Source organism: Chryseobacterium sp. CH25 (assembly GCF_004119455.1).
In the GTDB taxonomy this organism is placed as follows: Bacteria; Bacteroidota; Bacteroidia; order Flavobacteriales; family Weeksellaceae; genus Chryseobacterium.
The window spans coordinates 31,186-52,074 of record NZ_NRQT01000002.1; the positions used below are offsets into that span (position 1 = coordinate 31,186).

At 35.4% G+C, this 20,889-nt stretch carries 21 protein-coding genes; 9 read left to right on the top strand and 12 right to left on the bottom strand.

Going from position 1 to position 20,889, the window contains the following annotated elements; translation table 11 throughout:
• The first annotated feature begins 8 nt into the window (after window positions 1–8).
• On the top strand, window positions 9–1,835 hold the full coding sequence (locus BOQ64_RS05555; protein WP_129054073.1) for an alkaline phosphatase: 1,827 nt from the start codon (window positions 9–11) through the stop codon (window positions 1,833–1,835).
• 167 nt (window positions 1,836–2,002) lie between these two features.
• Here BOQ64_RS05555 and BOQ64_RS23730 read toward each other — a convergent pair whose 3' ends face one another.
• The 7 genes from BOQ64_RS23730 to BOQ64_RS05585 all read right to left on the bottom strand — a co-directional run bounded on the left by BOQ64_RS23730 (window position 2,003) and on the right by BOQ64_RS05585 (window position 7,536).
• Window positions 2,003–2,584: a hypothetical protein gene (locus BOQ64_RS23730; RefSeq protein ID WP_228448228.1), complete on the bottom strand. Its 582-nt coding sequence runs from the start codon at window positions 2,582–2,584 to the stop codon at window positions 2,003–2,005.
• Entirely contained in the window at window positions 2,581–3,000 is a 420-nt protein-coding gene (locus BOQ64_RS23735; protein ID WP_228448230.1) for a hypothetical protein, read from the bottom strand. The genes BOQ64_RS23730 and BOQ64_RS23735 overlap by 4 nt, the downstream gene beginning before the upstream one ends.
• Window positions 3,001–3,238: 238 nt before the next feature.
• Entirely contained in the window at window positions 3,239–3,919 is a 681-nt protein-coding gene (locus BOQ64_RS05565; RefSeq protein WP_129054075.1) for a hypothetical protein, read from the bottom strand.
• Between the two features lie 13 nt (window positions 3,920–3,932).
• Window positions 3,933–4,418, bottom strand: coding sequence for a hypothetical protein (locus BOQ64_RS05570; protein ID WP_129054077.1), 486 nt, complete (start codon window positions 4,416–4,418; stop codon window positions 3,933–3,935).
• Window positions 4,419–4,502: 84 nt separating this feature from the next.
• Window positions 4,503–5,726, bottom strand: coding sequence for a 3-phosphoshikimate 1-carboxyvinyltransferase (locus BOQ64_RS05575; protein ID WP_129054079.1), 1,224 nt, complete (start codon window positions 5,724–5,726; stop codon window positions 4,503–4,505).
• 74 nt (window positions 5,727–5,800) lie between these two features.
• Window positions 5,801–6,127, bottom strand: a complete 327-nt coding sequence (locus BOQ64_RS05580) for a nucleotide pyrophosphohydrolase (RefSeq protein ID WP_065395382.1) — start codon at window positions 6,125–6,127, stop codon at window positions 5,801–5,803.
• Window positions 6,127–7,536: a hypothetical protein gene (locus BOQ64_RS05585; protein ID WP_129054081.1), complete on the bottom strand. Its 1,410-nt coding sequence runs from the start codon at window positions 7,534–7,536 to the stop codon at window positions 6,127–6,129. Before BOQ64_RS05585 ends, BOQ64_RS05580 begins: the two co-directional genes overlap by 1 nt.
• A 182-nt stretch (window positions 7,537–7,718) precedes the next feature.
• On the opposite strand from BOQ64_RS05585, the gene BOQ64_RS05590 reads away from it, so the two are divergent.
• Window positions 7,719–7,970 carry a type B 50S ribosomal protein L31 gene (locus BOQ64_RS05590; RefSeq protein WP_027375398.1) on the top strand — a complete coding sequence of 84 codons (252 nt, stop codon included), beginning with the start codon at window positions 7,719–7,721 and terminating at the stop codon, window positions 7,968–7,970.
• Between the two features lie 248 nt (window positions 7,971–8,218).
• A complete protein-coding gene (locus BOQ64_RS05595) occupies window positions 8,219–9,379 on the top strand; it encodes a putative sugar nucleotidyl transferase (RefSeq protein WP_129054083.1) in 1,161 nt (386 codons plus the stop codon).
• Window positions 9,380–9,414: 35 nt separating this feature from the next.
• On the opposite strand, the gene BOQ64_RS05600 is transcribed toward BOQ64_RS05595, so the two are convergent.
• On the bottom strand, window positions 9,415–10,857 hold the full coding sequence (locus BOQ64_RS05600; protein WP_129059658.1) for a DUF6794 domain-containing protein: 1,443 nt from the start codon (window positions 10,855–10,857) through the stop codon (window positions 9,415–9,417).
• A 212-nt stretch (window positions 10,858–11,069) separates the two neighbouring features.
• On the opposite strand from BOQ64_RS05600, the gene BOQ64_RS05605 reads away from it, so the two are divergent.
• From BOQ64_RS05605 to guaB, 6 genes are all read left to right on the top strand, one after another.
• Complete coding sequence (locus BOQ64_RS05605) at window positions 11,070–11,579, top strand: RNA polymerase sigma factor (protein WP_129054087.1); 510 nt, start codon at window positions 11,070–11,072, stop codon at window positions 11,577–11,579.
• The gene (locus BOQ64_RS05610) at window positions 11,554–12,225 is read left to right on the top strand and encodes a hypothetical protein (RefSeq protein WP_185147065.1); all 672 of its coding nucleotides are present in this window, start codon (window positions 11,554–11,556) and stop codon (window positions 12,223–12,225) included. The genes BOQ64_RS05605 and BOQ64_RS05610 overlap by 26 nt, the downstream gene beginning before the upstream one ends.
• A gap of 47 nt (window positions 12,226–12,272) precedes the next feature.
• Window positions 12,273–13,553, top strand: coding sequence for a DUF4252 domain-containing protein (locus tag BOQ64_RS05615; protein WP_129054088.1), 1,281 nt, complete (start codon window positions 12,273–12,275; stop codon window positions 13,551–13,553).
• Between the two features lie 12 nt (window positions 13,554–13,565).
• Complete coding sequence (locus BOQ64_RS05620; RefSeq protein ID WP_129054090.1) at window positions 13,566–14,066, top strand: DUF4252 domain-containing protein; 501 nt, start codon at window positions 13,566–13,568, stop codon at window positions 14,064–14,066.
• 26 nt (window positions 14,067–14,092) lie between these two features.
• Entirely contained in the window at window positions 14,093–14,797 is a 705-nt protein-coding gene (locus BOQ64_RS05625; protein ID WP_129054092.1) for a hypothetical protein, read from the top strand.
• 189 nt (window positions 14,798–14,986) lie between these two features.
• A complete protein-coding gene (guaB, locus tag BOQ64_RS05630; RefSeq protein WP_129054094.1) occupies window positions 14,987–16,447 on the top strand; it encodes an IMP dehydrogenase in 1,461 nt (486 codons plus the stop codon).
• 50 nt (window positions 16,448–16,497) lie between these two features.
• Here guaB and BOQ64_RS05635 read toward each other — a convergent pair whose 3' ends face one another.
• The 4 genes from BOQ64_RS05635 to BOQ64_RS05650 all read right to left on the bottom strand — a co-directional run bounded on the left by BOQ64_RS05635 (window position 16,498) and on the right by BOQ64_RS05650 (window position 20,860).
• The gene (locus tag BOQ64_RS05635) at window positions 16,498–17,208 is read right to left on the bottom strand and encodes a T9SS type A sorting domain-containing protein (RefSeq protein WP_129054096.1); all 711 of its coding nucleotides are present in this window, start codon (window positions 17,206–17,208) and stop codon (window positions 16,498–16,500) included.
• 5 nt (window positions 17,209–17,213) lie between these two features.
• Complete coding sequence (locus BOQ64_RS05640; RefSeq protein ID WP_129054098.1) at window positions 17,214–17,807, bottom strand: phage tail protein; 594 nt, start codon at window positions 17,805–17,807, stop codon at window positions 17,214–17,216.
• Window positions 17,808–17,912: 105 nt separating this feature from the next.
• The gene (locus BOQ64_RS05645; RefSeq protein ID WP_129055847.1) at window positions 17,913–19,775 is read right to left on the bottom strand and encodes an AAA family ATPase; all 1,863 of its coding nucleotides are present in this window, start codon (window positions 19,773–19,775) and stop codon (window positions 17,913–17,915) included.
• A 14-nt stretch (window positions 19,776–19,789) separates the two neighbouring features.
• A complete protein-coding gene (locus tag BOQ64_RS05650) occupies window positions 19,790–20,860 on the bottom strand; it encodes a DUF4407 domain-containing protein (RefSeq protein ID WP_129055849.1) in 1,071 nt (356 codons plus the stop codon).
• Window positions 20,861–20,889 lie beyond the last annotated feature (29 nt).

Genomic DNA, 20,889 nt, shown 5'->3' on the forward strand with positions numbered 1-20,889 from the left:
ATTGAACAATGAAACTATCAAAAATATTGGGCTTGTTGGCTCTTGCCATTTTTTCTGAAAATCAGGCACAGAACTATCTGAATTATAATGTAGGGAATGCCCATTCTCATAATGATTATATGCAGGAAATCCCTTTTTGGCAGGCATATTATGCCAATTTTGGTTCTATTGAAGCAGATGTTTTCCTGGTAAAAGGTAAGCTTTGGGTAGCTCATACAGAAAAAGAGCTTTCTGCAGACAGAACACTGGAAAATCTTTATCTGGATAATATTTCAAAACAGATCAAACTGAACAAAGGGAATATTTATAAGGATACGAGTAAAAAGCTACAGCTGTTGATTGATATTAAGCAGGATTATAAGACAACACTGGCGGCATTAGTCAATACATTGAAAAAATATCCTGAAATTACCGGTAATTCAGGAGTGAAAATAGTGATTACAGGCGGAAGACCTGAGTCTGCTGATTTTAAAAATTATCCCAACTATCTTTATTTTGATGGAGATCTAAGCAAGGGGTATTCTTCCGATCAGTTAAAAAGGATTGGAATGTTCAGTGCAGATTTACCGGAACTCGTAAAATGGAATGGAAAAGGAATTCCAAGAGATGAAGAAACAGAGAAGATCAAAAAAGCAGTGGATAAAGCACACGCTCAACAAAAACCTATGCGTTTCTACGGTGCCCCTGATTTTCCTAATGCCTGGGTAAACCTGATGGATATGGGAGTGGATTATATCAATACAGATCATATTCCGGATCTTAAAAAATTCATGAATACCATTCCAAGGAATTTCTATAAAAATACCAAAGAATATACTACTTACACTCCAACTTATAAAACGGATGGTATCAGCAAAAAAGTAAAAAATGTAATTCTTCTGATTCCGGACGGAACTTCCTTACCACAATATTATGCAGCCTTTACAGCCAATAAAGGAAAGCTGAATGTGTTCAATATGAAGTCTACAGGATTATCCAAAACCAATTCATCCAATGCTTATATTACCGATTCAGCACCGGGATCTACAGCATTTTCAACCGGGATAAAGACTAAAAATACATTTGTGGGTGTCGATGATATGGGAAAAGCCCTGGCCCAGATCCCTGATATTATTGCTTCTAAAGGACTGGTATCCGGATTAATCTCTACCGGTGATGTAACCGATGCAACACCAGCAGATTTTTATGCCCATTCTGATAACAGAAACAGCTCCGAACCTATCCTGAAAGATTTTGCCGCTTCTAAAGCTAAAATTCTTATTGGTGGCCCAACCAGTGGATTGACTCAGGAAACTGAACAAAAATTGAAAGAAGCCAAAGTGGATATTTATAACAGCCTGAAATCAGCAGTAAAACTAAATAACAGAACATTGATTATTGATCCTTTAGCTTCACAGAGAATAACCAACGGAAGAGGAAACTGGCTGGCAGATGCTTTCGATCTGACTTTAAATGATCTGAAAAATAATAAAAAAGGATTCTTTATGATGGTGGAAGCTTCCCAAACCGATGGCGGCGGACACAGTAATAATATAGAACAACTGGTTACTGAGTTACTGGATTTTGATCATGTGGTAGGAAAAGCAATGAAATTTGCAGATGAAAACAAAGAAACATTGGTTGTAGTAGTGGGAGATCACGAGACAGGTGGTTTAACGCTTTTGGATGGAAGTTTGAAAGACGGTTGGATATTTGGAAACTTCAGTACCAATGACCATACCTCTATTCCGTCAAGTGTTTTTGCCTATGGACCAAATTCCAAAGAGTTTACAGGACTATTTGAAAATACAGAAATTTTCAACAAAATTATGGCTGCTTACGGCATTGAAAAATAGTAGGATATTTATTTTTAAAATATATGTCGCCTTTACGAAAGGCGACATTTTTATTTGTTATTCTCTCACTGATTTAAAATCTGCGTAATCCGCGTAATCTGCGAGAACAAAAAAAGCTGCCTCAAAAAGAGAGACAGCTTCATGGTGACAATTTATATCTAACTACACTAGAAATTGGTTTTTACGATCAGTTCTGCCAATTCTGCATTTACAAAATCAACAGGCATAATCCCATAAGGTCCCTTTGTATTGCTTTGGAAGAACGTTTTAAGTTTCGGGTTGATAGCGTTGGAAACGGTAGGAATGCTCGGAATTCCGAATATTCCCGGTTTATAACCACTCGTGAAATTGATGAAAAGTCTGTTGCTATTGCTGTTTTTAGCTTCATTGAAAAGATTGGAAATTCCGTTCCATTTATCATCATTATTAGTTACCTTATAATAATCTTGAACCTTAAGTTGTACCCCTGGATTATTGATTTCAAAAGTTGTATTGTCTGCCCATGAAGTGGCATTAATTCCTTTTGCTGTTCCTGCTGAAAATCTTCTGAGTAGCCTGATCTTTCCTCTTACCTCTCCAAGAGTAGGAATATTGGTTCCCAGATCCCATTTTGAAGGATTCTTTTGAATATAGGAATCAAAAGTACTCTCGAAAGATCTTGTTGTATTAGAAGCATCATGTTCTTCTTTTACAGACATGATGATGGTTTCAGACGGATGGCTTTCAAGAAACGCATAGCAGGCATTCAAACATCATCAAAATTTAAATTCTGATAAATAGCCCCATGATGGATGGTAAATGAATTATCAATATGTCTGCAGCGGATATCCAGGAATCGGACTCCTGCATTCAGCTGCTCAGCAATGCTGAGGTCTTGTGTTTTCGCTGTACCTGATACTACGGGAGCATCTATACGCGCTCCGGAGTCATGGGTACCGGGAATTGAAATTTTTGAAAGTGAAATGTTATCCTGCAGGCCAGCCATCCAGCTGTTCATTTGTACAGGAACGGCTGCTGCCATTTTATAGCTTGCTTTATTAACAGAAGTAAGACCTGCTTCACCGGAATCTCTTTCTACCACTCCTTCCGAACAGGAAAAGAAAACGGTTGCAGTCGCTATACTAAGCGTAAAGTTTTTTACATGTTTAATTTGGTGCTTGAACATAGTTTATTTTTTAATTGTATTTAAAATTAAGAATATGTCTGGCAACCAGGAGTTAATTTAACTTTAAAAGATGATTAAGTTGTTGTGTGGTGAGGCGGGAAGCTGAATGATGGAAGAGGGAGGAGCTTTAAACCGGAAAGGGAATGGGCTTCTTTTTTTGTAAATTTAATACCGAAACAAAGGATTAGGAGAGTTTTTGCTGGATATAACCTCCAGCCTCCATCATCCCACTTCCTTCTTAAAAAACAAAATCTTCCTTCAAGCCCGGAATTTTGAACTTGTGTTCTCCCATTCTGTAATCATTCATTTTAATAAGAACTTTAAGTTTATGGACGAATTCCTTATGAAAGTTTTCAGGTACTTTCGCATCATCATCACATGATGAATATTCTCTGTCTATAATTACTTTGCCTGTAGAGAAATTAATTTCATGGGTAATATCAAATTCACAGGTATCTGCAAAATTATCATAGGAGCCTATCAGGTAAAAATCTCCGTTTTGGAATCTGAAAGTATGTTTAGTTGTCTGGGTATGCCTTGAATTGGTAGAAAAACGTTGTTCCACTACCAGACAGTTGTTTTTTATTTTAATATCAAGAATATTATCCTCAGGATAAAATCCCAGTCCGCTTGAATTAAGTAGAGTAAAATTTTCTTTCCAGGTCTTAAATTGGCCCTGTTCGTTTTTTAGAATATAGAAAACTCTTTTATAATCTTTTTTTCCTGAAGGTCTTTCATCATCGGATGCTGTTTTGTCTGTATCAAATACAAGAACAGTTTCATCTTTTCCATCTTTATCCAAATCTCCTTTTACTTCAGTTACTTTTTTATAACCTTTTGGTACGGAAAAATTCTTCAGGCTTTGAGCATACACACCTGTGATAAGAAAAATGGTAATAAGAGAAAGAAGTTTCTTCATGAGAGTGGTAAAATTACAGACCGGAGTCGTCTTTCTCAATCAATTCTATATCTTCCAGGTTACAAAGGCAGCCTTTGATACTCTTGTAAATTCCTGTAATATCAGTTGACTTTCCTTTGTTGTCTATGACTGTAATTCCTGTAGAATGGGAGCTATCTTCAGCATAGTAAGATTTGAAAAGTGTATAACTGTAACCCTTATTTAAAAAGGTAAGATATTCTAAATCCATTCCTGCATTTTGTTTTCCGCCACCTCTGTGATAGGATTTATACCTGAACTGTTTCCAGCTTTCTTTATTTCGTTCTGAAGGAAATTCCATTTCTACACGGTCTTTACTCCCGAATCGATACTGAATATATTCATTCCCTTTGTCTTTTACCAATACCAATTTCTTTCCGGCTTTGGTATCAAAGGAATAAATAACTTCTTCATTAGATCTTAGATATTGTGACCAAAGAACAGAAGGAATAGAGAATAAGAGTAAGAATAAATATTTCATGGCTATGATGTTTTATATAGATGCAGTAATTTGAAATAAGGTGATTAACCCATTTTCAAATTACTGCATTTTCAGATTTTCAAATTATCTCGTCATTACGCTGGAAAGATCTTCCCAGAACATTGGATAAGATTTTTCCACTACATCTTCATCTTCAATAGTAAGTTCCCCAATCAGGCAGTAAGGAGCAAAACTCATCGCCATTCTGTGATCCTGATACGTCTTGATTGAAATATGATCTTCCGGTTCTCCGAAACTCACAGAGTTAATGGTTAGATCAGTGATTTCTGTTTCAGTACCCAATTTTTTCAGTTCATTATATAAAGCCTGAAGTCTGTCTGTTTCCTTTACCCTTAACGTTCCCAATCCCGAAATTTCAAAAGGAATTTTCAATGCAGCAGCTGTTACACAAAGGGTTTGTGCAATATCCGGACAGTTGTTCATATCCAGGATGATTTTTTCAGGGAAAGAAAAATCAGGCTGAGGTTCCAAAGTAAGTTGGTGCTCAGCTTCAGAGTATGTTGTTTTAATCCCGAAGAAATCTTCATAAATTTTTGCAATGGCAGAATCCCCTTGAGTAGATTCTTTGTAAAAGCTTTTCAGATGAATGGTTTCTCTTCCCAATGCACAGATCGAGTAGAAATAGGAAGCAGAGCTCCAGTCACTTTCCACTTCATAGCTTTTTGTATCTTCATTATTGGAAGTGAAAGGTTCTACTTTAATAGTATTGCCTTCAAAACTGTTGTTAATTCCAAATCTTGTCAGGATATCAAGTGTCATTTCAATATAAGACCTTGAAGTAACTTCTCCTACAAGATTAATCTCAAGACCATTTTCAAGTTTTCCTGCGATAAGAAGCAAGGAAGTGATAAATTGGCTGGAAATATTCGCCGGAACATTTACAGAAGTCTGTGTAATTTTTTTTCCTGTAATTTTCAAAGGTGGAAAACCTTCATTTTCCATATATTCGATTTCAGCACCAAGATCTTTCAGGGCACTTACCAAATTTTTAATAGGTCTCTCCTTCATTCTCCCGGAACCGGTAAGGATCGTTGTCTTTCCTTCCTGGATGGAGTAGTAGGACGTAAGAAAGCGCATAGCTGTTCCTGCATGGTGAATATCCACCACATCCGTAATCTCAGATAAAGCTTTTTTAAGCAGTTGCGTATCCTGGGAATTGGATAAATTCCCGATTTTTATATTGCTGAACAGACTTTCCAGAATCAATAAACGATTCGAAATACTTTTCGAACCGCTGATCTGTACTGTTTTATTTCCGATTAATGTTGATTTTTCTAACTTCTTCATTATTTCTTCATATTTAAACCTTAGGTCAGATTTCAAATCTTTTTATCTGTATTTGAAATCTGAGCAAAGGAATCTTATTTTAATTTTTCATTATTCTGATGCCGATCTTTATCGCGATCTGTTTTGATCTTCATTTTTCTGTCAAAGGCATCCTGTAGATTTACTCCTGTTTGGTTTGCCAGGCATAAGGTTACAAACAGTACATCGGCCAGCTCTTCACCAAGATCCTTGCTTTTGTCGCTTTCCTTTTCGCTCTGCTCCCCGTATCTTCTGGCAATGATTCTGGCTACTTCACCCACTTCTTCAGTAAGCATCGCCATATTGGTGAGTTCATTAAAATATCTTACACCGATGGTTTTAATCCATTCGTCAACCTGCTGTTGTAATTGAGTGATTTCCATTATTGATAAGCTCCGATAGTAGGATTAGTGGTTCTTGGTTCATTCACAATATCAAATGGTACATTTCCTGCTACGGTAACATTTCCTTTTCCTTTAGCCGGAGAAGTGGTTTTTACTCTTAGGTTCATTTTGGCCATGAAATAGTTCATGAACTGAGGATCTGTATTTTTGATACTCTGTACTACATTTACATTATTATCGAAGGCAAAACCTGCTTCAGATGTACCTGAATACTTTAATAAACAGTTTTGAATTAAATATTCAAATTGCTGCCCTGGTGTCTGTTCAAACTGAACTGCATTATCCCTGTCAGAATACACAATGCTGTTTCTTAAATTAAACTGTTGTAAAGCTGCTTGTTCTGATTGTCCGGCATCATTTTTCCATTCATTCGTTGCAAAAATTCCTTTTCTGTCAAAGCTTTGCATCGATTTAGAATAGTTGGCAATCGTAGCATGGGTATAGTTGTGTTTTCCACCTTTGAAAATACCGATACATGATAAACCACAGTTGTTCATTACTAAATTGTTGGCAGTAACAGTAGAATTTACAGCATACAGTCCATATTCAAAGAAAGTATGGATGAAAGAGTTGGAAATATTGGCTGTGGTCTGCTTCATTTCAAGACCTCTTGTTCCTCCGAATAGTCTTGCGTGGTTCATATTCAGAATAGAATTAGGTTCCATTTTGATAGAATTCCAGTTTTTAGAAATCGTATCATAATAAGGATCATTTCTGTCACCACGAAGAATAACCTGTTTATCCAGAGCTCCGTTGATATTTAAAACAGCATCAGAAGAGACTTTCATCCCACTGTTTTTATGGAAATATACCTTTGTACCGGGATCTATATCCAGTGTTACATTCTTATCCAGCGTAAGATTCCCGTAGATAATCTTCGCTTTATTATTAGTCCATGTTGTAGAACTTGTAATGATATTAGGATTAGTTGGAGTCTGAATAAAAAACTCAGCATCCTGAACTACCGAGAACAAAGTAACATGCTGCTGTCCGGCAGGTCCGGAGAAAACTACTTTATCTTCAGCAATAGCCTCTGGTCCTGTTGCCTGAGGAGCAATCTCTACATATATATAGAGACTGTCTTTTTTTCTTAGCGGAACATCTTTAAAATCATATCCCGGTTTTCCATCCACATTAATTCTGTATAATGATGTAGCTCCTTTCTCAAGATTTACCCTTGGGATCAGAATATCCTTATCTTCATTATTATATACTTTTACTACATAGGTTTCTGAACGTACCTGATGATAAACCGTATCACAGAATACGGTGTCTCTTGAAAACCTCAGCTGTTGTGAAGGAGCATCAAAAGTAATATCATCCTTATTACATGATACTGCTACCAGGAGCATCCAGAAAGAAAAAGCCAGTAATAATTTGAATTTCATTGAAATTAATGTTTAGTAAGTTCCAAATTTAACGAAAATACTTTGAATTTCTTATCAAGAAAAAAATATTGAATCCAGTATTTGGATATTAGAAAAAAAGTTGTACTTTTGCAACCTAAAATTAGCAGAGAAATATCCATTACTATTTCGAAAGCAAACTTTAATTTTTTAAAAATAGCATTATGAAAAACGGAATCCACCCAGAAAATTATAGACTTGTTGTTTTCAAAGATATGAGTAACGACGAGGTGTTTCTTTGCAAATCTACTGCAGAAACAAAAGACACTATCGAGTTCGAAGGACAAGAGTATCCTCTAATCAAAATGGAAATCTCTTCAACTTCTCACCCTTTCTACACTGGTAAAGTGAAACTAGTTGACACTGCAGGTAGAGTTGATAAGTTCATGAACAAATACAAAAAATTCGCTAAGTAATTTTTGTATACTCACAATATAAAAGCCTTCCAATTTTTGGGAGGCTTTTTTGTATTTAGAATTTATCACTCTTATAAAGAAACTATCAGCTAGATATTTAGTCTTCCATTCCTTGTCTATCATCTATCCGTCTATTATCTTTTCTCTTCTCTCCCAACTTCTCCTATCTTTTTGTATTTTTGTTTGAAACAGACTTATCAATCAAATGTAACTTCTGGAGTATAAAATCTCCAACTAAAAAATAAAAAATGCAGTTAGTATTTTCAGACGCACAATATTGGGAAGATTTTCTTCCGCTTACCTTTACCAGACCAGTTGCAGCCATGCGATGCGGAATCCTTACTTTCTCTGAAAGATGGCAGAAAATTCTGGAGAATACAGAGGTTTCTTATTTTACAGAAATGTATCTTCAGGATAAATTTAAAACACCGGAAGAAAAGGAAAGTCTTTTTATAGTGCCGAACTTTATTCCTACAGAAGCTGTTATTCAACAGATCAAAGATCTTAAGCAAGGTGAAGCTTTGGTATATGAAGATGAATTGGTTGCAGCAAGAATCAATATGAAAGGGTTTTCCCTTCACCAGATTGAAAAGATGACAGATATTAAAGAAGACCTTATTTTCTTTAAAAAACCAACCGATCTTTTTACTTATAATCATCACGCTATTAATTTCGATTTTGATTTGCTTACTAAAGGAAGAACTTCTCAGGAACTATCTTCTACAAACGGATTTTTAGGAGATAAAAAAGACCTGTTTATTGAAGAAGGCGCTTCAATTGAATTTTCTACAATCAACACCAAAACCGGAAAGATCTATATCGGTAAAAATGCAGAAGTAATGGAAGGTTGTAATCTTCGAGGACCTATTGCTCTCGGAGATGATTCTAAATTTAATTTAGGATCTAAAATTTATGGTGCAACTACTGTAGGTCCACATTGTAAAGTGGGTGGAGAAGTAAATAATATTGTGATCTTTGGGTATACCAGTAAAGGACATGAAGGATTTGTAGGAAATTCTGTAATAGGAGAGTGGTGTAACTTTGGTGCAGATACCAATTCTTCTAACCTTAAAAATAATTACAGCCATGTAAAGCTATGGAATTACAGAACCAAAGCTTTTGAAGATACAGGTTTACAGTTTGCAGGCCTTATTATGGGAGATCATTCCAAAACGGCTATCAATACGCAACTAAATACCGGAACAGTAATTGGAGTTGCCTCCAATATCTTCAAACCTGGTTTTCCACCCAACCTTGTGGAAAACTTTTCATGGGGTGGCTTAAAAGATGATGAAAGATTCAGATTAGATAAGGTCTATGAAGTAGCAGAAAGGGCAATGACCAGAAGAAAAGTAGCTTTAACAGAAGAAGATAAAGCGATTTTGAAACATGTTTTTGAAACGTATTAAAATGGAATATAAAAACCTCAGAATCTTCTGAGGTTTTATTTTTTAATAGGATGTATATTTTCCCATTTTTCCCAAGAATCTTTGTCTCCTTTCAACCATTTAATATATTCTTCGATAATTAAACCTGAAATAGTTTCGTTTCCATATATTTCTTTACCAACCCCACGATCATTAAAATATTTTAATAGCCTGGAACCTCCATTTATTCCCCAATTATTTCTTATCCACATTCCAAGTCCGCCCAAATGAGAACTATATTCAAAAGAATTTTCGGCTTCTTTTAGCTTTTTTTTACTTTCAAAATTTAATGTTTTATCTAACTCCCTCATACATTCATAAAGATTTTTAGGAATGTATATATCATTAATTTTTTCTAGTGTAAGACGTTTCTTGAATTCTTCTTTTTGTCTGTTTTTTTCCTTTATAGTTTCTATCTCTGCGATTTTATCGTCAAAACTTCTATAGCCTCCAAAAAAATGTCCTAAATAAATTCTGTCAACCTCTTTAGGAATAAAATCTGTCATAAAAATTGTGGTTTCCAAATAATCCTTTATTTTCTTATAGTTGAATGCCTCATCGGCTTTAAAAATTTCAATTTCAAATTTTCCATTTCTGTTTAAATAACCTGTTATTTGTACTTCATTTAGTTTATATTTAGGATAGGTTGCATCATCTATAGAAATAAATTTTAATCCTGAAAATTTGCTTATTGTTTCAGACAATTTTTCATTACTTACATTATTTTGAATGTCATTAATATATTTATAAGGATATTTATAATATGAAATCTGGCTTTTAATACTTTCAATATTTTTTACTTTTGGATATAGAGAATCAAAATCAATTTTTGTTTTTAAGATCCTATTGGTATTTAGATCAAATAAAGTGACCATCTTTCTGGAGTCTACGATATAGATTGTATCATTTTTGTTAAAGACGAAATTTCGATTAAGAAATCTTTCTTTATCACTTATATTATCTTTGTAGACTTTCACAGTCGATGTGCTTTTCCGATAGTCTAATATACTATTGGTATTCTCATAGAACATTTCACATTTTTCTTTGTCCTTATTACAATTTATAAATTCATCCGTATCATATGATTGTACAAGATTCCCATCTAAATAGTATGTTACATTTTTATGCTCTTCATCTTTAAAATACGTTCGATTTTTAATGTAAACTATTTTTCTGCCATCATTACTAATCGCTAGAAAAAAGGGATAGTCATTATATAAATCAAAAGATCTATTAATTTTGTAGTAGGTTTTCCTAACACCTAAACTTTCATATTCATGATTATATGTTATAATAGATTCTCCTCTTAATGTCGGGAAAGTTTCATCGTAAGAGATAGATTTAAGATTGAACTTTGAATTAGGAGAATTTGTATAAGAGATAGGTACGCTTTCCGTTGAAGACTGAGATTTAAAAATTGAAAATAAAAAAGAAATGAGAATCAATAATATTTTTTTCATGAGCAAATATAAAAATTCCCTATTAATTCTCAAATATGAGAAATGTATGTTGGTAAACAATGGTGAATACTGAGTAAATTAATACTTTTATAAAAAGATATAATCTATTAGGAATCTGTTGAAAATAAAAATTCAAAATTTTTCAAAGTTTTTTTATTTTTGATGTAATAGATTGTAAAGACTGGTTGTCTTACCTATAAGAAACAAAACTCATGACCCAAGAAACTTTCAAGAATACGGTGTTTATTCTCAAAGACGAGATGTATCGTTTTGCGAAGCGATTCGTCATGAGTAGTGATGAGGCAGAAGATGTAGTGCAGGATATCATGATGAAATTCTGGCAGAAGAGGGACGAACTTGAGCAGTTTGGGAACTTAAAATCCTATGCGCTGAAGTCAGTCCGGAACGAATGTCTGAACCGCCTGAAGCATCACGATGTGAGGATAGGCTTTGCGGATATGCAGCTTCACCGGTCTGAGCTTTACAGTATGGAAGTTGATAACCTTAAGGAACATATTGTAGGATTTATCAATCAGCTCCCCGAAAAACAGAAGTTGGTAATCCACTTGAAAGATGTAGAAGAGTACGATGTTTCCGAAATTTCTGAAATGCTGGAAATGGAGGAAAATGCAGTAAGGGTAAACCTTATGCGGGCAAGACAAAAAGTAAAAGAACAAATCTCACAACTGATGAGCTATGAAAAAAGATCAATTACAAGATAAATACGATGAAATCTTCCGGGAGATAAAGGAAGATAAAATGGAATGGAGCTTTGATGATTTTCTTCAGCAGACAGAAAATGCGGAACCTGAAGAAAATACGTCACCTGTTATTCCATTGGGGGAAAGTAAAAAGCCCTCATTTCCCAAATGGTTCTGGATGGCCGCCAGTGTGATGCTGGTCTTCGGGATCGGATTTTTCCTTAAAAATAATTCTGGAACAGGAGTTCAGAATAAGGAAAGTCTGGTGAAAAATGAAGTGCTGAAACAGAAGTCCGGTTTTATTGAAGAAAATAATAACCATAATGAACAGGTGGCAGTAAATCATACCGATTCCATTTCTGGTGCTAAAAAAGATTCTATCTTCCAGGAGAATAATGTAGCTGAAAAAGATGTTATGGATGAAATCCTACCGAAAAGAGGAAGGCTTAAAAAGGAAAAAAAGCCAAGATATGCTGATAATTTCTCTTTTAAAAATAATAAATCTAAAGATTCTACAGGCTATGAAAATTCTTACGTCATTGTAAACGGGAAAAGAATTGATAACGTAGAAGAAGCTATTAATGTAACAAAATACTCATTCCAGATATTTGCAAATAACGTTAGTGAAAAATTGGCACAGCCTACGGTGGTAGAAGATGATTATTAATCAGAACAACAGCTGCTATCATTAACTTAAAAATTAAAAATTGACTCATGAAAAAACTATTCATAATATTCGCTCTTGCTTTTTCCCATTTCTTTAATGTATATGGACAAAAAGATAAATTTGATCAGCTATTTGACAAATATCAGGAAGTAGAAGGAGTAACCTCTATTAAAATTGCTAAACCTATGTTCGGGATGCTCAGCAGTCTTAATATTGATGATTCTCAGCTGGATCAGATCAAACCGTTATTGTCAAAAATCAACGGACTTAAGATTCTGATTACAGAAAATCCGGAAAAAGGAAATACTGCTGAGGGACGTAAAATTCAAACCAATATGTCTCAGCTGAGTAAAGATATCTCCTCTTATTTAAAGAATCTGAACTATAATGAGATCATGTCTGTAAATAATGCAGGAGCTAAAGTGAAATTCCTTTCTGCGGAAGCTAAAAATGGTATTTTGGATGATCTGCTGCTAAGCATCGATGGTGGAAGCGGAGAAAGTATATTTGTTATGCTTGATGGGAAATTGTCTATGGATGATGTAAGTAAGATTATTAACTCCAGTGAGACTAAAAAAAGCCCAATTTCCAATACAAGAAGTAATGTAACTTCAAATAGTAATTCATCTTACCTTAATGGTGAAGCCAGAAATGTAGGAGAGTTTTCAGGAATTCAGGTAAGTACAGGGGTAAACGTAATTTTTAAACAGGAAAAACCAACCAGTGTAAAAGTGATTGCTGATTCAGACAAATTAGAATACATTATTACTAAGGTAGAAAATGGAGTTTTGAAAATTTATATTGATAACAAAGGAGTAAGAAATCTGAGATTTAAAAACCTAAGCGTGAATGTATCTTCTCCAAGAATGGAAAGTGTTGAGGCATCATCAGGTTCAAATCTTACAATTGTAAATTCTATTCAGGAAAAAGATATGAGAATTGATGCATCATCAGGATCTAATATTACCGGAGATTTCAAAATTTCAAATACAGCTAATATTTCTGTCTCTTCAGGATCAAATATCAGAGCAGGTATCACAGCTGGAAATATTGGAATTAAAAGTTCAAGCGGTTCTAATATCAGTCTGAGTGGAAAAGCAGATTCCGGAACGATTGATATCAGTAGCGGAGCATTATGCAAAGCAGATGATCTGAAGTTCACCTATCTTGAAACGGAAGCAACTTCAGGAGGTAACCTTACCGTAAATGTTTCAGATAAACTTAAAGTGAGAGCGTCTTCGGGAGGATCTGTTAGATATAAAGGCAGACCGGAAATAGATGCCAACATCAGCAAGACATCAGGAGGATTGCTAAGACCAATGGACTAAAAAATAATCACCATGAAAACACTCAGAATTATTTTCTTTTCCCTTCTGGTAGTAGGTGCCCTTCAGTCCTGTATTGTTTCTGAAAAACCTAATATGGACTTTTTTTCAGACTCCGGATATAATTTTAAGGATGCCAAGTTTACAAGTTTTAATGTACCGTTATTGTTGGCAAAGCCATATATAAAGAAGGCTTTAAGAGAAGACGGAGAAAGTGAAGAACTTATCAGCCTTATCAAAAAGGTTTCCAAAATAAAGGTTCTTACCGTAGAAAACGGAAGCAAAGAAATGCTGAATGATTATGCTAAGTTTCTGAATAAGAATAATTATGAAGACTGGGCTACCATCAAACACAACGGAGAAAACGTAAATCTGCGGGTAAAGCAAAATGGAGAGACCATTAAGAATATGCTGATAACTGTAAATTCAGATAAAGAGCTAGTTTTTGTAGATGTAAAGGGGAGTTTTACGCCTGATGATATTTCAAAAATGATTAATGCGGTTTCTGATAAATAATTAGATTTCAATTTAAAAATCTTCATATGGAAAAGCTGATCAAAGAAGTTCGTATTTTGAAAATATATGCAGCTTCGCTTACTGTAGTTTGTATTTTGCTTTTTATATTGGCATTTAAGTCCAATCCTTCTGTTGAACATTTTAAAGAAATAGATGTAGAACGTATTAATATTGTTGAAAAAGACGGAACATTGAAAATGGTTATCAGCAATAAAGAACGTCAGCATCCGGGAATGGTGAATCATAAAAATATGAAGCAGAGAGAACGGGATGCCGGGCTGATTTTCTTTAATTCATTAGGAGACGAATGTGGAGGACTTGTATATGATGCTAATGAAAAAGAATCCGGGATGGTGTATTCCGTAGATCAGAGAAATACCGATCAGATTATGCAGCTGCAGTATCTTGAACAGGCTGGAAAAGATAAAAAAAGAGTCTATGGTTTAAAACTCTGGGATCGCCCTGATAATTTTCCATTAGAGGATATCATTAAGTTTGAAGACTCTCTGAAAAAAATGAATGACCCTGTTGCAAGTAAAAAAGCCTATGCAATGCTTAGAGAACAGGGCAAATTAACGAATGAACGATTCTTTGCAGGAAAAACAGCAGATGGAGATGTAGGTGTTTTTATTCGTGACACCAAAGGAAAAGTGAGATTAAAACTGTATATAGATAAAAATAACCAAACCCATATTGAAAATCTGGATGAGAATGGAAATGTGGTGAAATAGGCTTTATTATTCAAAATATTGATATCAGACAAGTAGTTTCGGACATACTAAATTTATTTTGTGAAGGAAAACCGTTCTTAAAAAGGGCGGTTTTTCGATTTAACTTATTGATTATTAATTTTTATTTAAACTATTAAAAATGATTTTCATATGTCGTAAAAATAACCTAATTTTGCAAAGAAAGTAAAGATGTCTATTCATAACAAAATTGTAGAGACAGCCATCACTTTCGATGACGTTCTTCTAGTCCCTTCTTATTCAGAAGTTTTACCTAACCAGGTTTCATTAAAATCAAGACTTACCGACAAAATCACGCTGAATGTTCCGATAGTTTCCGCTGCAATGGACACTGTTACAGAGGCAGATTTGGCAATTGCATTGGCAAGAGTTGGAGGTTTAGGCTTTATCCACAAAAACATGACAATTGCTGAGCAGGCAGCACAGGTAAACCGTGTGAAACGTTCCGAAAACGGAATGATCTCTGATCCTGTAACGCTTTCAAAAGATCATACTTTAGGTGAAGCTAGAGAATTAATGGCTAAATATAAAATATCTGGCCTTCCAGTGGTTGATGCAAATAATGTATTAATCGGAATTATCACAAACAGAGACGTAAAATATCAGGAAAACCTTGAGGTAAAGGTTGAAGAGATCATGACTAAAGATAACCTGATCACTTCTGATAAAAATACCAATCTTGAGAAAGCAAAAGAAATTCTTCTTAAAAATAGAGTTGAAAAACTTCCTATTGTAGATGCTGAAAACAAATTGGTTGGTTTAATTACCATTAAAGATATTGATAATCAGCTTGAATATCCAAATGCAAACAAAGATCAAAACGGTAGGTTAATCGTTGGTGCAGGTGTTGGAGTTGGTGAAGATACATTGGAAAGAATCGAAGCTCTTGTAAAAGCAGGAGTTGATATCATTGGTATTGATTCTGCTCACGGACACTCTATTGGAGTTTTAAATAAGATCAAAGAAATCAGACAAGTATATCCGGATCTGGATATCGTTGGTGGAAATATCGTGACCGCTGAAGCTGCAAAAGATCTTATTGAAGCTGGTGCAAACGTTCTGAAAGTAGGTGTTGGTCCTGGTTCTATTTGTACAACAAGAGTAGTTGCTGGAGTTGGAGTTCCTCAATTATCAGCGATCTATAACGTTTACGAATATGCTCAGACTAAAAATATCGCAGTAATTGCAGACGGAGGTATTAAACTGTCAGGAGATATCGTAAAAGCAATTGCTAGTGGAGCAGGAGCAGTGATGTTAGGATCTCTTTTAGCAGGAACTGATGAAGCTCCGGGTGAAGAAATTATTTTCCAAGGTAGAAAATTCAAAACATATCAAGGGATGGGAAGCCTTTCTGCTATGAAGAGAGGTGGAAAAGAAAGATATTTCCAGAGTGAAGCTAAAAAATTCGTTCCGGAAGGAATTGAAGGAAGAGTTCCAAGTAAAGGTAAATTGGAAGAAGTTATTTTCCAGTTAGTTGGAGGTTTAAGAGCCGGTATGGGATACTGTGGAGCTAAAGATATTGAAACTTTACAGAAAGATTCCAAATTGGTAATGATTACAGGAAGCGGATTGAAAGAATCACACCCACATGATGTGATTATCACTCAGGAAGCCCCTAACTATTCTTTATAAAGAGTATCCATAACATATAAAAGACTGCCTTATCACAAGGCAGTCTTTTTTTATTCAATTGTAAAAATTTTCCTTTTATTTTTCATGAATTTAAATTCATGAGATTGTAATCCCCGGGTTGTAATTTTTAATACATAAGCCCCAGGAGTAAGTTCTGAAACATTCACTTTTGAATCAAATCCTTCAGATTTTATAAGACGGCCGTCAATATTGTAAATCTGCATCATTTTTCCATCATTAATTCCTGAAATTTGAATATAATCCGAAACAGGGTTAGGGAAAATCTGAATTCTGCTTTTAGAAACTTCCTGTGTTCCCAGTGCAGGCCCCTGTACATCACCGGTCATTGTAGAATTACCAGCTGTAAGATTTCCACTGCAATCCCCGTTTGTTACAGCCGTATTTTCAATCCAGGTTCCGGCATTATTGCCCGGAGGTATAGAAAGAGAATTATTCCCCGTTGAATTATAATAAATTAAATAAGGGGTGGTAAAAGTTCCGTTTCCTTCATCCCCAAGAAATTCCCATCTTGTAAGCGCATTATTCCACTGTATTTTAAATTCACAGTTACCCAATCCGCCGCAAGGCTGCTGATCATTGATTGGGGTTGTTATATAAATGTTTTTATTAAAAGCATCTACTCCTGTTTTGTTGAATGTAAAATTCTGATCTTCAAACAGATTATGACATCCGTTAAAAGTAATTGTCTGAGCTGAAGCTGAGCCTGCAAGCACCAGACATAGTAAGTAGAGAAATTTCATAGTTTTTAGTTTTGTGATGGAAATACTCCAGCTAATGCAATAATACATTTCAGAGTAATAAATGGTGGCCTGTTTTCGTGAGCCTGGTTTCCTCCGGTGTTGTTCAGCATTGTAGCTTTCATAGTAGTGTTTCCTGCCGCGTCAGAATATTCTTTATCCAAAACTTTTGTATTGGCAGGAAGGCTTCCGGTAGGATCATTTTGGTTCCCGTCGGTAGTTACTGCATTTACGGTGTGGTTGTGGGCAGGCATTTGGGTTACTGTTAAGGTTACGCTCTCAGCTCCGCCAATCTGTCCCATCGTGTAAGTGGTAGGTCCACCGGGAGCCTGTCCATTGTGTACAAGCATCCTTCCTCTCATATCAGGTAAAGCAAATGTTGTAACACCATTTCCACCATAAGTGGTCCCTAAAAGAGAAAAAAGAGCTTGATTCTGGGCAATTGACATAATTTGACCATTACATTCTGCCCAGTTTTTTGGGGCGAAAGTATAAGGGACAAAAGCTATTTGTCCTAAAAAAGGTTCTGATGCCTGAGCTTTTAGCGTAGGAGAAAATACACTGATCATAAGCAGTGTAGATGCATAAAGTAAATTTTTCATGATAATCGATTTTTACTAGTATAAATTTAAAAAGAAAAACCTTTCAGATTGAACTAAAAGGTTAGAATTTATTTATGACTTTTACCATTTCTATAGATACATTCTCTAAATAGTAAGTAAGTCATGATAATTGGTAATATGCAGATATCCCTCTTCCTTAATACTTACTTCTAACTGGTGTTTCACTGCAATATCATAGATCTCTTTGGGTGACATACTTCCTTTTTCGCTAAGGGTTTTGCTCATATGTTTAAGCAGATCAAGATGTAGAATCAGGTCTTCTCTTGTTTTTTGTACAAGCTCCTGCATCAGTTTTTCAACTCTTACGTCTGTGATGTGCTGCTGCATGCGGTGAGGATATGCTTCCAGATTATAAGCTGCCTGATAATCTTCTTCAAAGCCATATTTTCTGATAAAATCAATGGCTAAAATCGTCGCCTGCTCCCTATCATGGCTTCTGCCAATGCTGGCGTGCTGGTCTCCAAAAATAATTTCTTCAGCAATACCACCGGCAAGGTAGATTTTGACTCTGTTAAGAAGGCTTTCTTTGGTATCATGAATCTGATGTGGAAAAGTAAAACCGGCTGCATAACTGCTGGCTACCTTACTTTTAAGCTGTAGTGGAGCAAAACCCGTGTATAACATATAAGAAACTGCGTGTCCACATTCATGAACACTGATGTTGGCTACAGCATCCTGTTGGTTAGCCTGTCGTATGCTGTCAATTCTTCCCAGGTAAGGAATCTCTATAATTCTGTTACCAATCTTTCCGGTAATGATCTTTTCATCCTGAAGATAATTGATTTCGATATTCTTATCATCATGAATAATAGCTTCAAAAAGGAACTTGCTGAGGTTAGTATCTAGAATATCTACTACGCTGCTGAATACAGGACGAACTCCTTGAACGGGAAATACTCCGTTTCTGTAGATAAGCTCATTAATGGGCTTATTTATTTTTAAAGAAACTCCGAACTTCGTTTTCGTACTATGTTTCAGGTTATTGATCTCCCTTTGAATCAGTGTATGAAAATCTTCGGTTTTTAATGAAAAATAAATCAGATGAATATTCCCGAATCTGGCCACCTGTTCCGGACGGAATTTTCTGGCTAAAGCATTTTTAATATCAACTACAGTTATTTTTTTGGTAAATGCATGATAAATATTGGCATCCACATCTGCTTCACTGGTTTCCCTTGACATTTGAAAAGCTTCATCCAGATTACCACTGATGATGATAAGCATTTTACTGTAATCCACCGGCTCATAGATCTTCTTTTCCTTCTGTTTTTTGCGGATAAGCTTAATCATGTCTTCCTCTTTCATATCAATAATGCTCATCACATCATCTTCCATGCTGAGGTATTTCTTTAATTCCTTAGCATCCCATAGGTTCAGATATGGATTTTCATCCAGTTCTGTTTCTCCGTTCAGCTTTCGTCTGTCATTTTCTTTTTTACGGAAGAGATATGAGAATAAATAATGCTCAAGATCTTCACGTTCTCTCTTACTCAGACGCCCATCACTTAAAAGCTCCCAAAAATCTGTGAATTTGGTTTGTGGAACGGGTATTCCGTCCGGATCTATGGTATTGAAACGCTGGATTTCGTCGAAAAGAGCAATGCTGGGCTTCTCATCGCTTAACCCATTACTTTGTAAGATGTCGGAAACACTTTTGCTCCATGATGTTTCATCCGTATTGCTTAATTCAATTTCCACAAAACGGTTTTGAAAATCAAGAAAGCGAACCATTTTCCTTACCAGATCTGTTTTTCCCACTCCGGTCATTCCCCATAGGTTGATCACTACGGGGCGGGTCAGAATTTCAGGCATCAGATACCAGATCTGGATATATTCCATGATATCATCGATGATCTTATCTATTCCGATAAATTCTTTTTTAAGATAAGCTTTACAATCGTCCAGCTTTTTCTTTTTCTTCTGGATTTCTTCTTTATCAATAATCATGGATGAAAAATACACTATTTTTTTAGATTATCCTTGAAATCCTCGACTCTGAAATCAGTGAGGGCATTTCCCTTCTCAATTTTTTCCTTGGAATAGAGTCTGAAATCATTTTCAGTTTTTTCTAACAGATAATCATAAGGTCCCACATGAGAAATCAGTTTCACCAGAACCGGTGAGATTTCAAGACAGATAAATAAGCCCATGATAAAAGTGGCAGCCAGCCCTATGATGGCAGAATTTTTACCAAGCTCGTCCAAAGCCTGAAGCCGGGCAGCAAAACCGTTAAATTTATCTTCAAAGGTTTCTGTAGATTTTCTTTCGGTTTCCAGGTTGGTATATACTTTTGAAATTTCCTGATCCAGATATTCCAGTCTTGGAGCAACCTGTTTCTGATAGTTTTCAAGATCCTGTCTTCGTTGCTCTTTCAATTGCTGTTTACGCTTGGCATTCGGTCCGAATCCTTCTTTTCCACTGGTTAAGCCGGACTCTTTTCCCAAGATTTCCTTTTCAAGTTCTACAGAAGCTGAATCATATGACTGTTGATATAGGGCGGTTTTTTCTGCGATTTGTTTCTTTTCCGTTTCAAAAGGTCCGCTTTGTTGAAGAATTCTTCCGGTCATTTCACCCTGAAGCTGTTTTTTATTCCTTTGAATAATGGTATTCAGTTGTTTATTGACTTCCTTTTCAAAAATTTTAAGCTCTAAAGGTTTAGAGATAATAATTCCTAAAAATGTTGCAAGGATTAAACGGGGAATAGACATCAGGATCTGATTCCACCATGTTCCGGTTTTTTTGATGGAAGACACAATATATCGGTCGAGGTTAAAGATCATTAATCCCCACAGAATCCCAAAGCCTACAGCAGCCCAGATATCATCAAAGACGGTATACATGGCATAGCCTGCAGACAAAGTGGCAAATACTGCGGTGAAAAGTACGATGCCCCCAATACCGGAAAATTTATTCCATTCACTTGGGGTTTTTCTTAAAATATGAATGTTCCCGCCGGAGCATACCATCAGGAACTTCTGGAACCAGTTTATTGTATGATTCGTTTGATTTATAGTTTGTTGGTTTGTTTTCATCATAGAAAATTTATACAAAGGTAGTATTA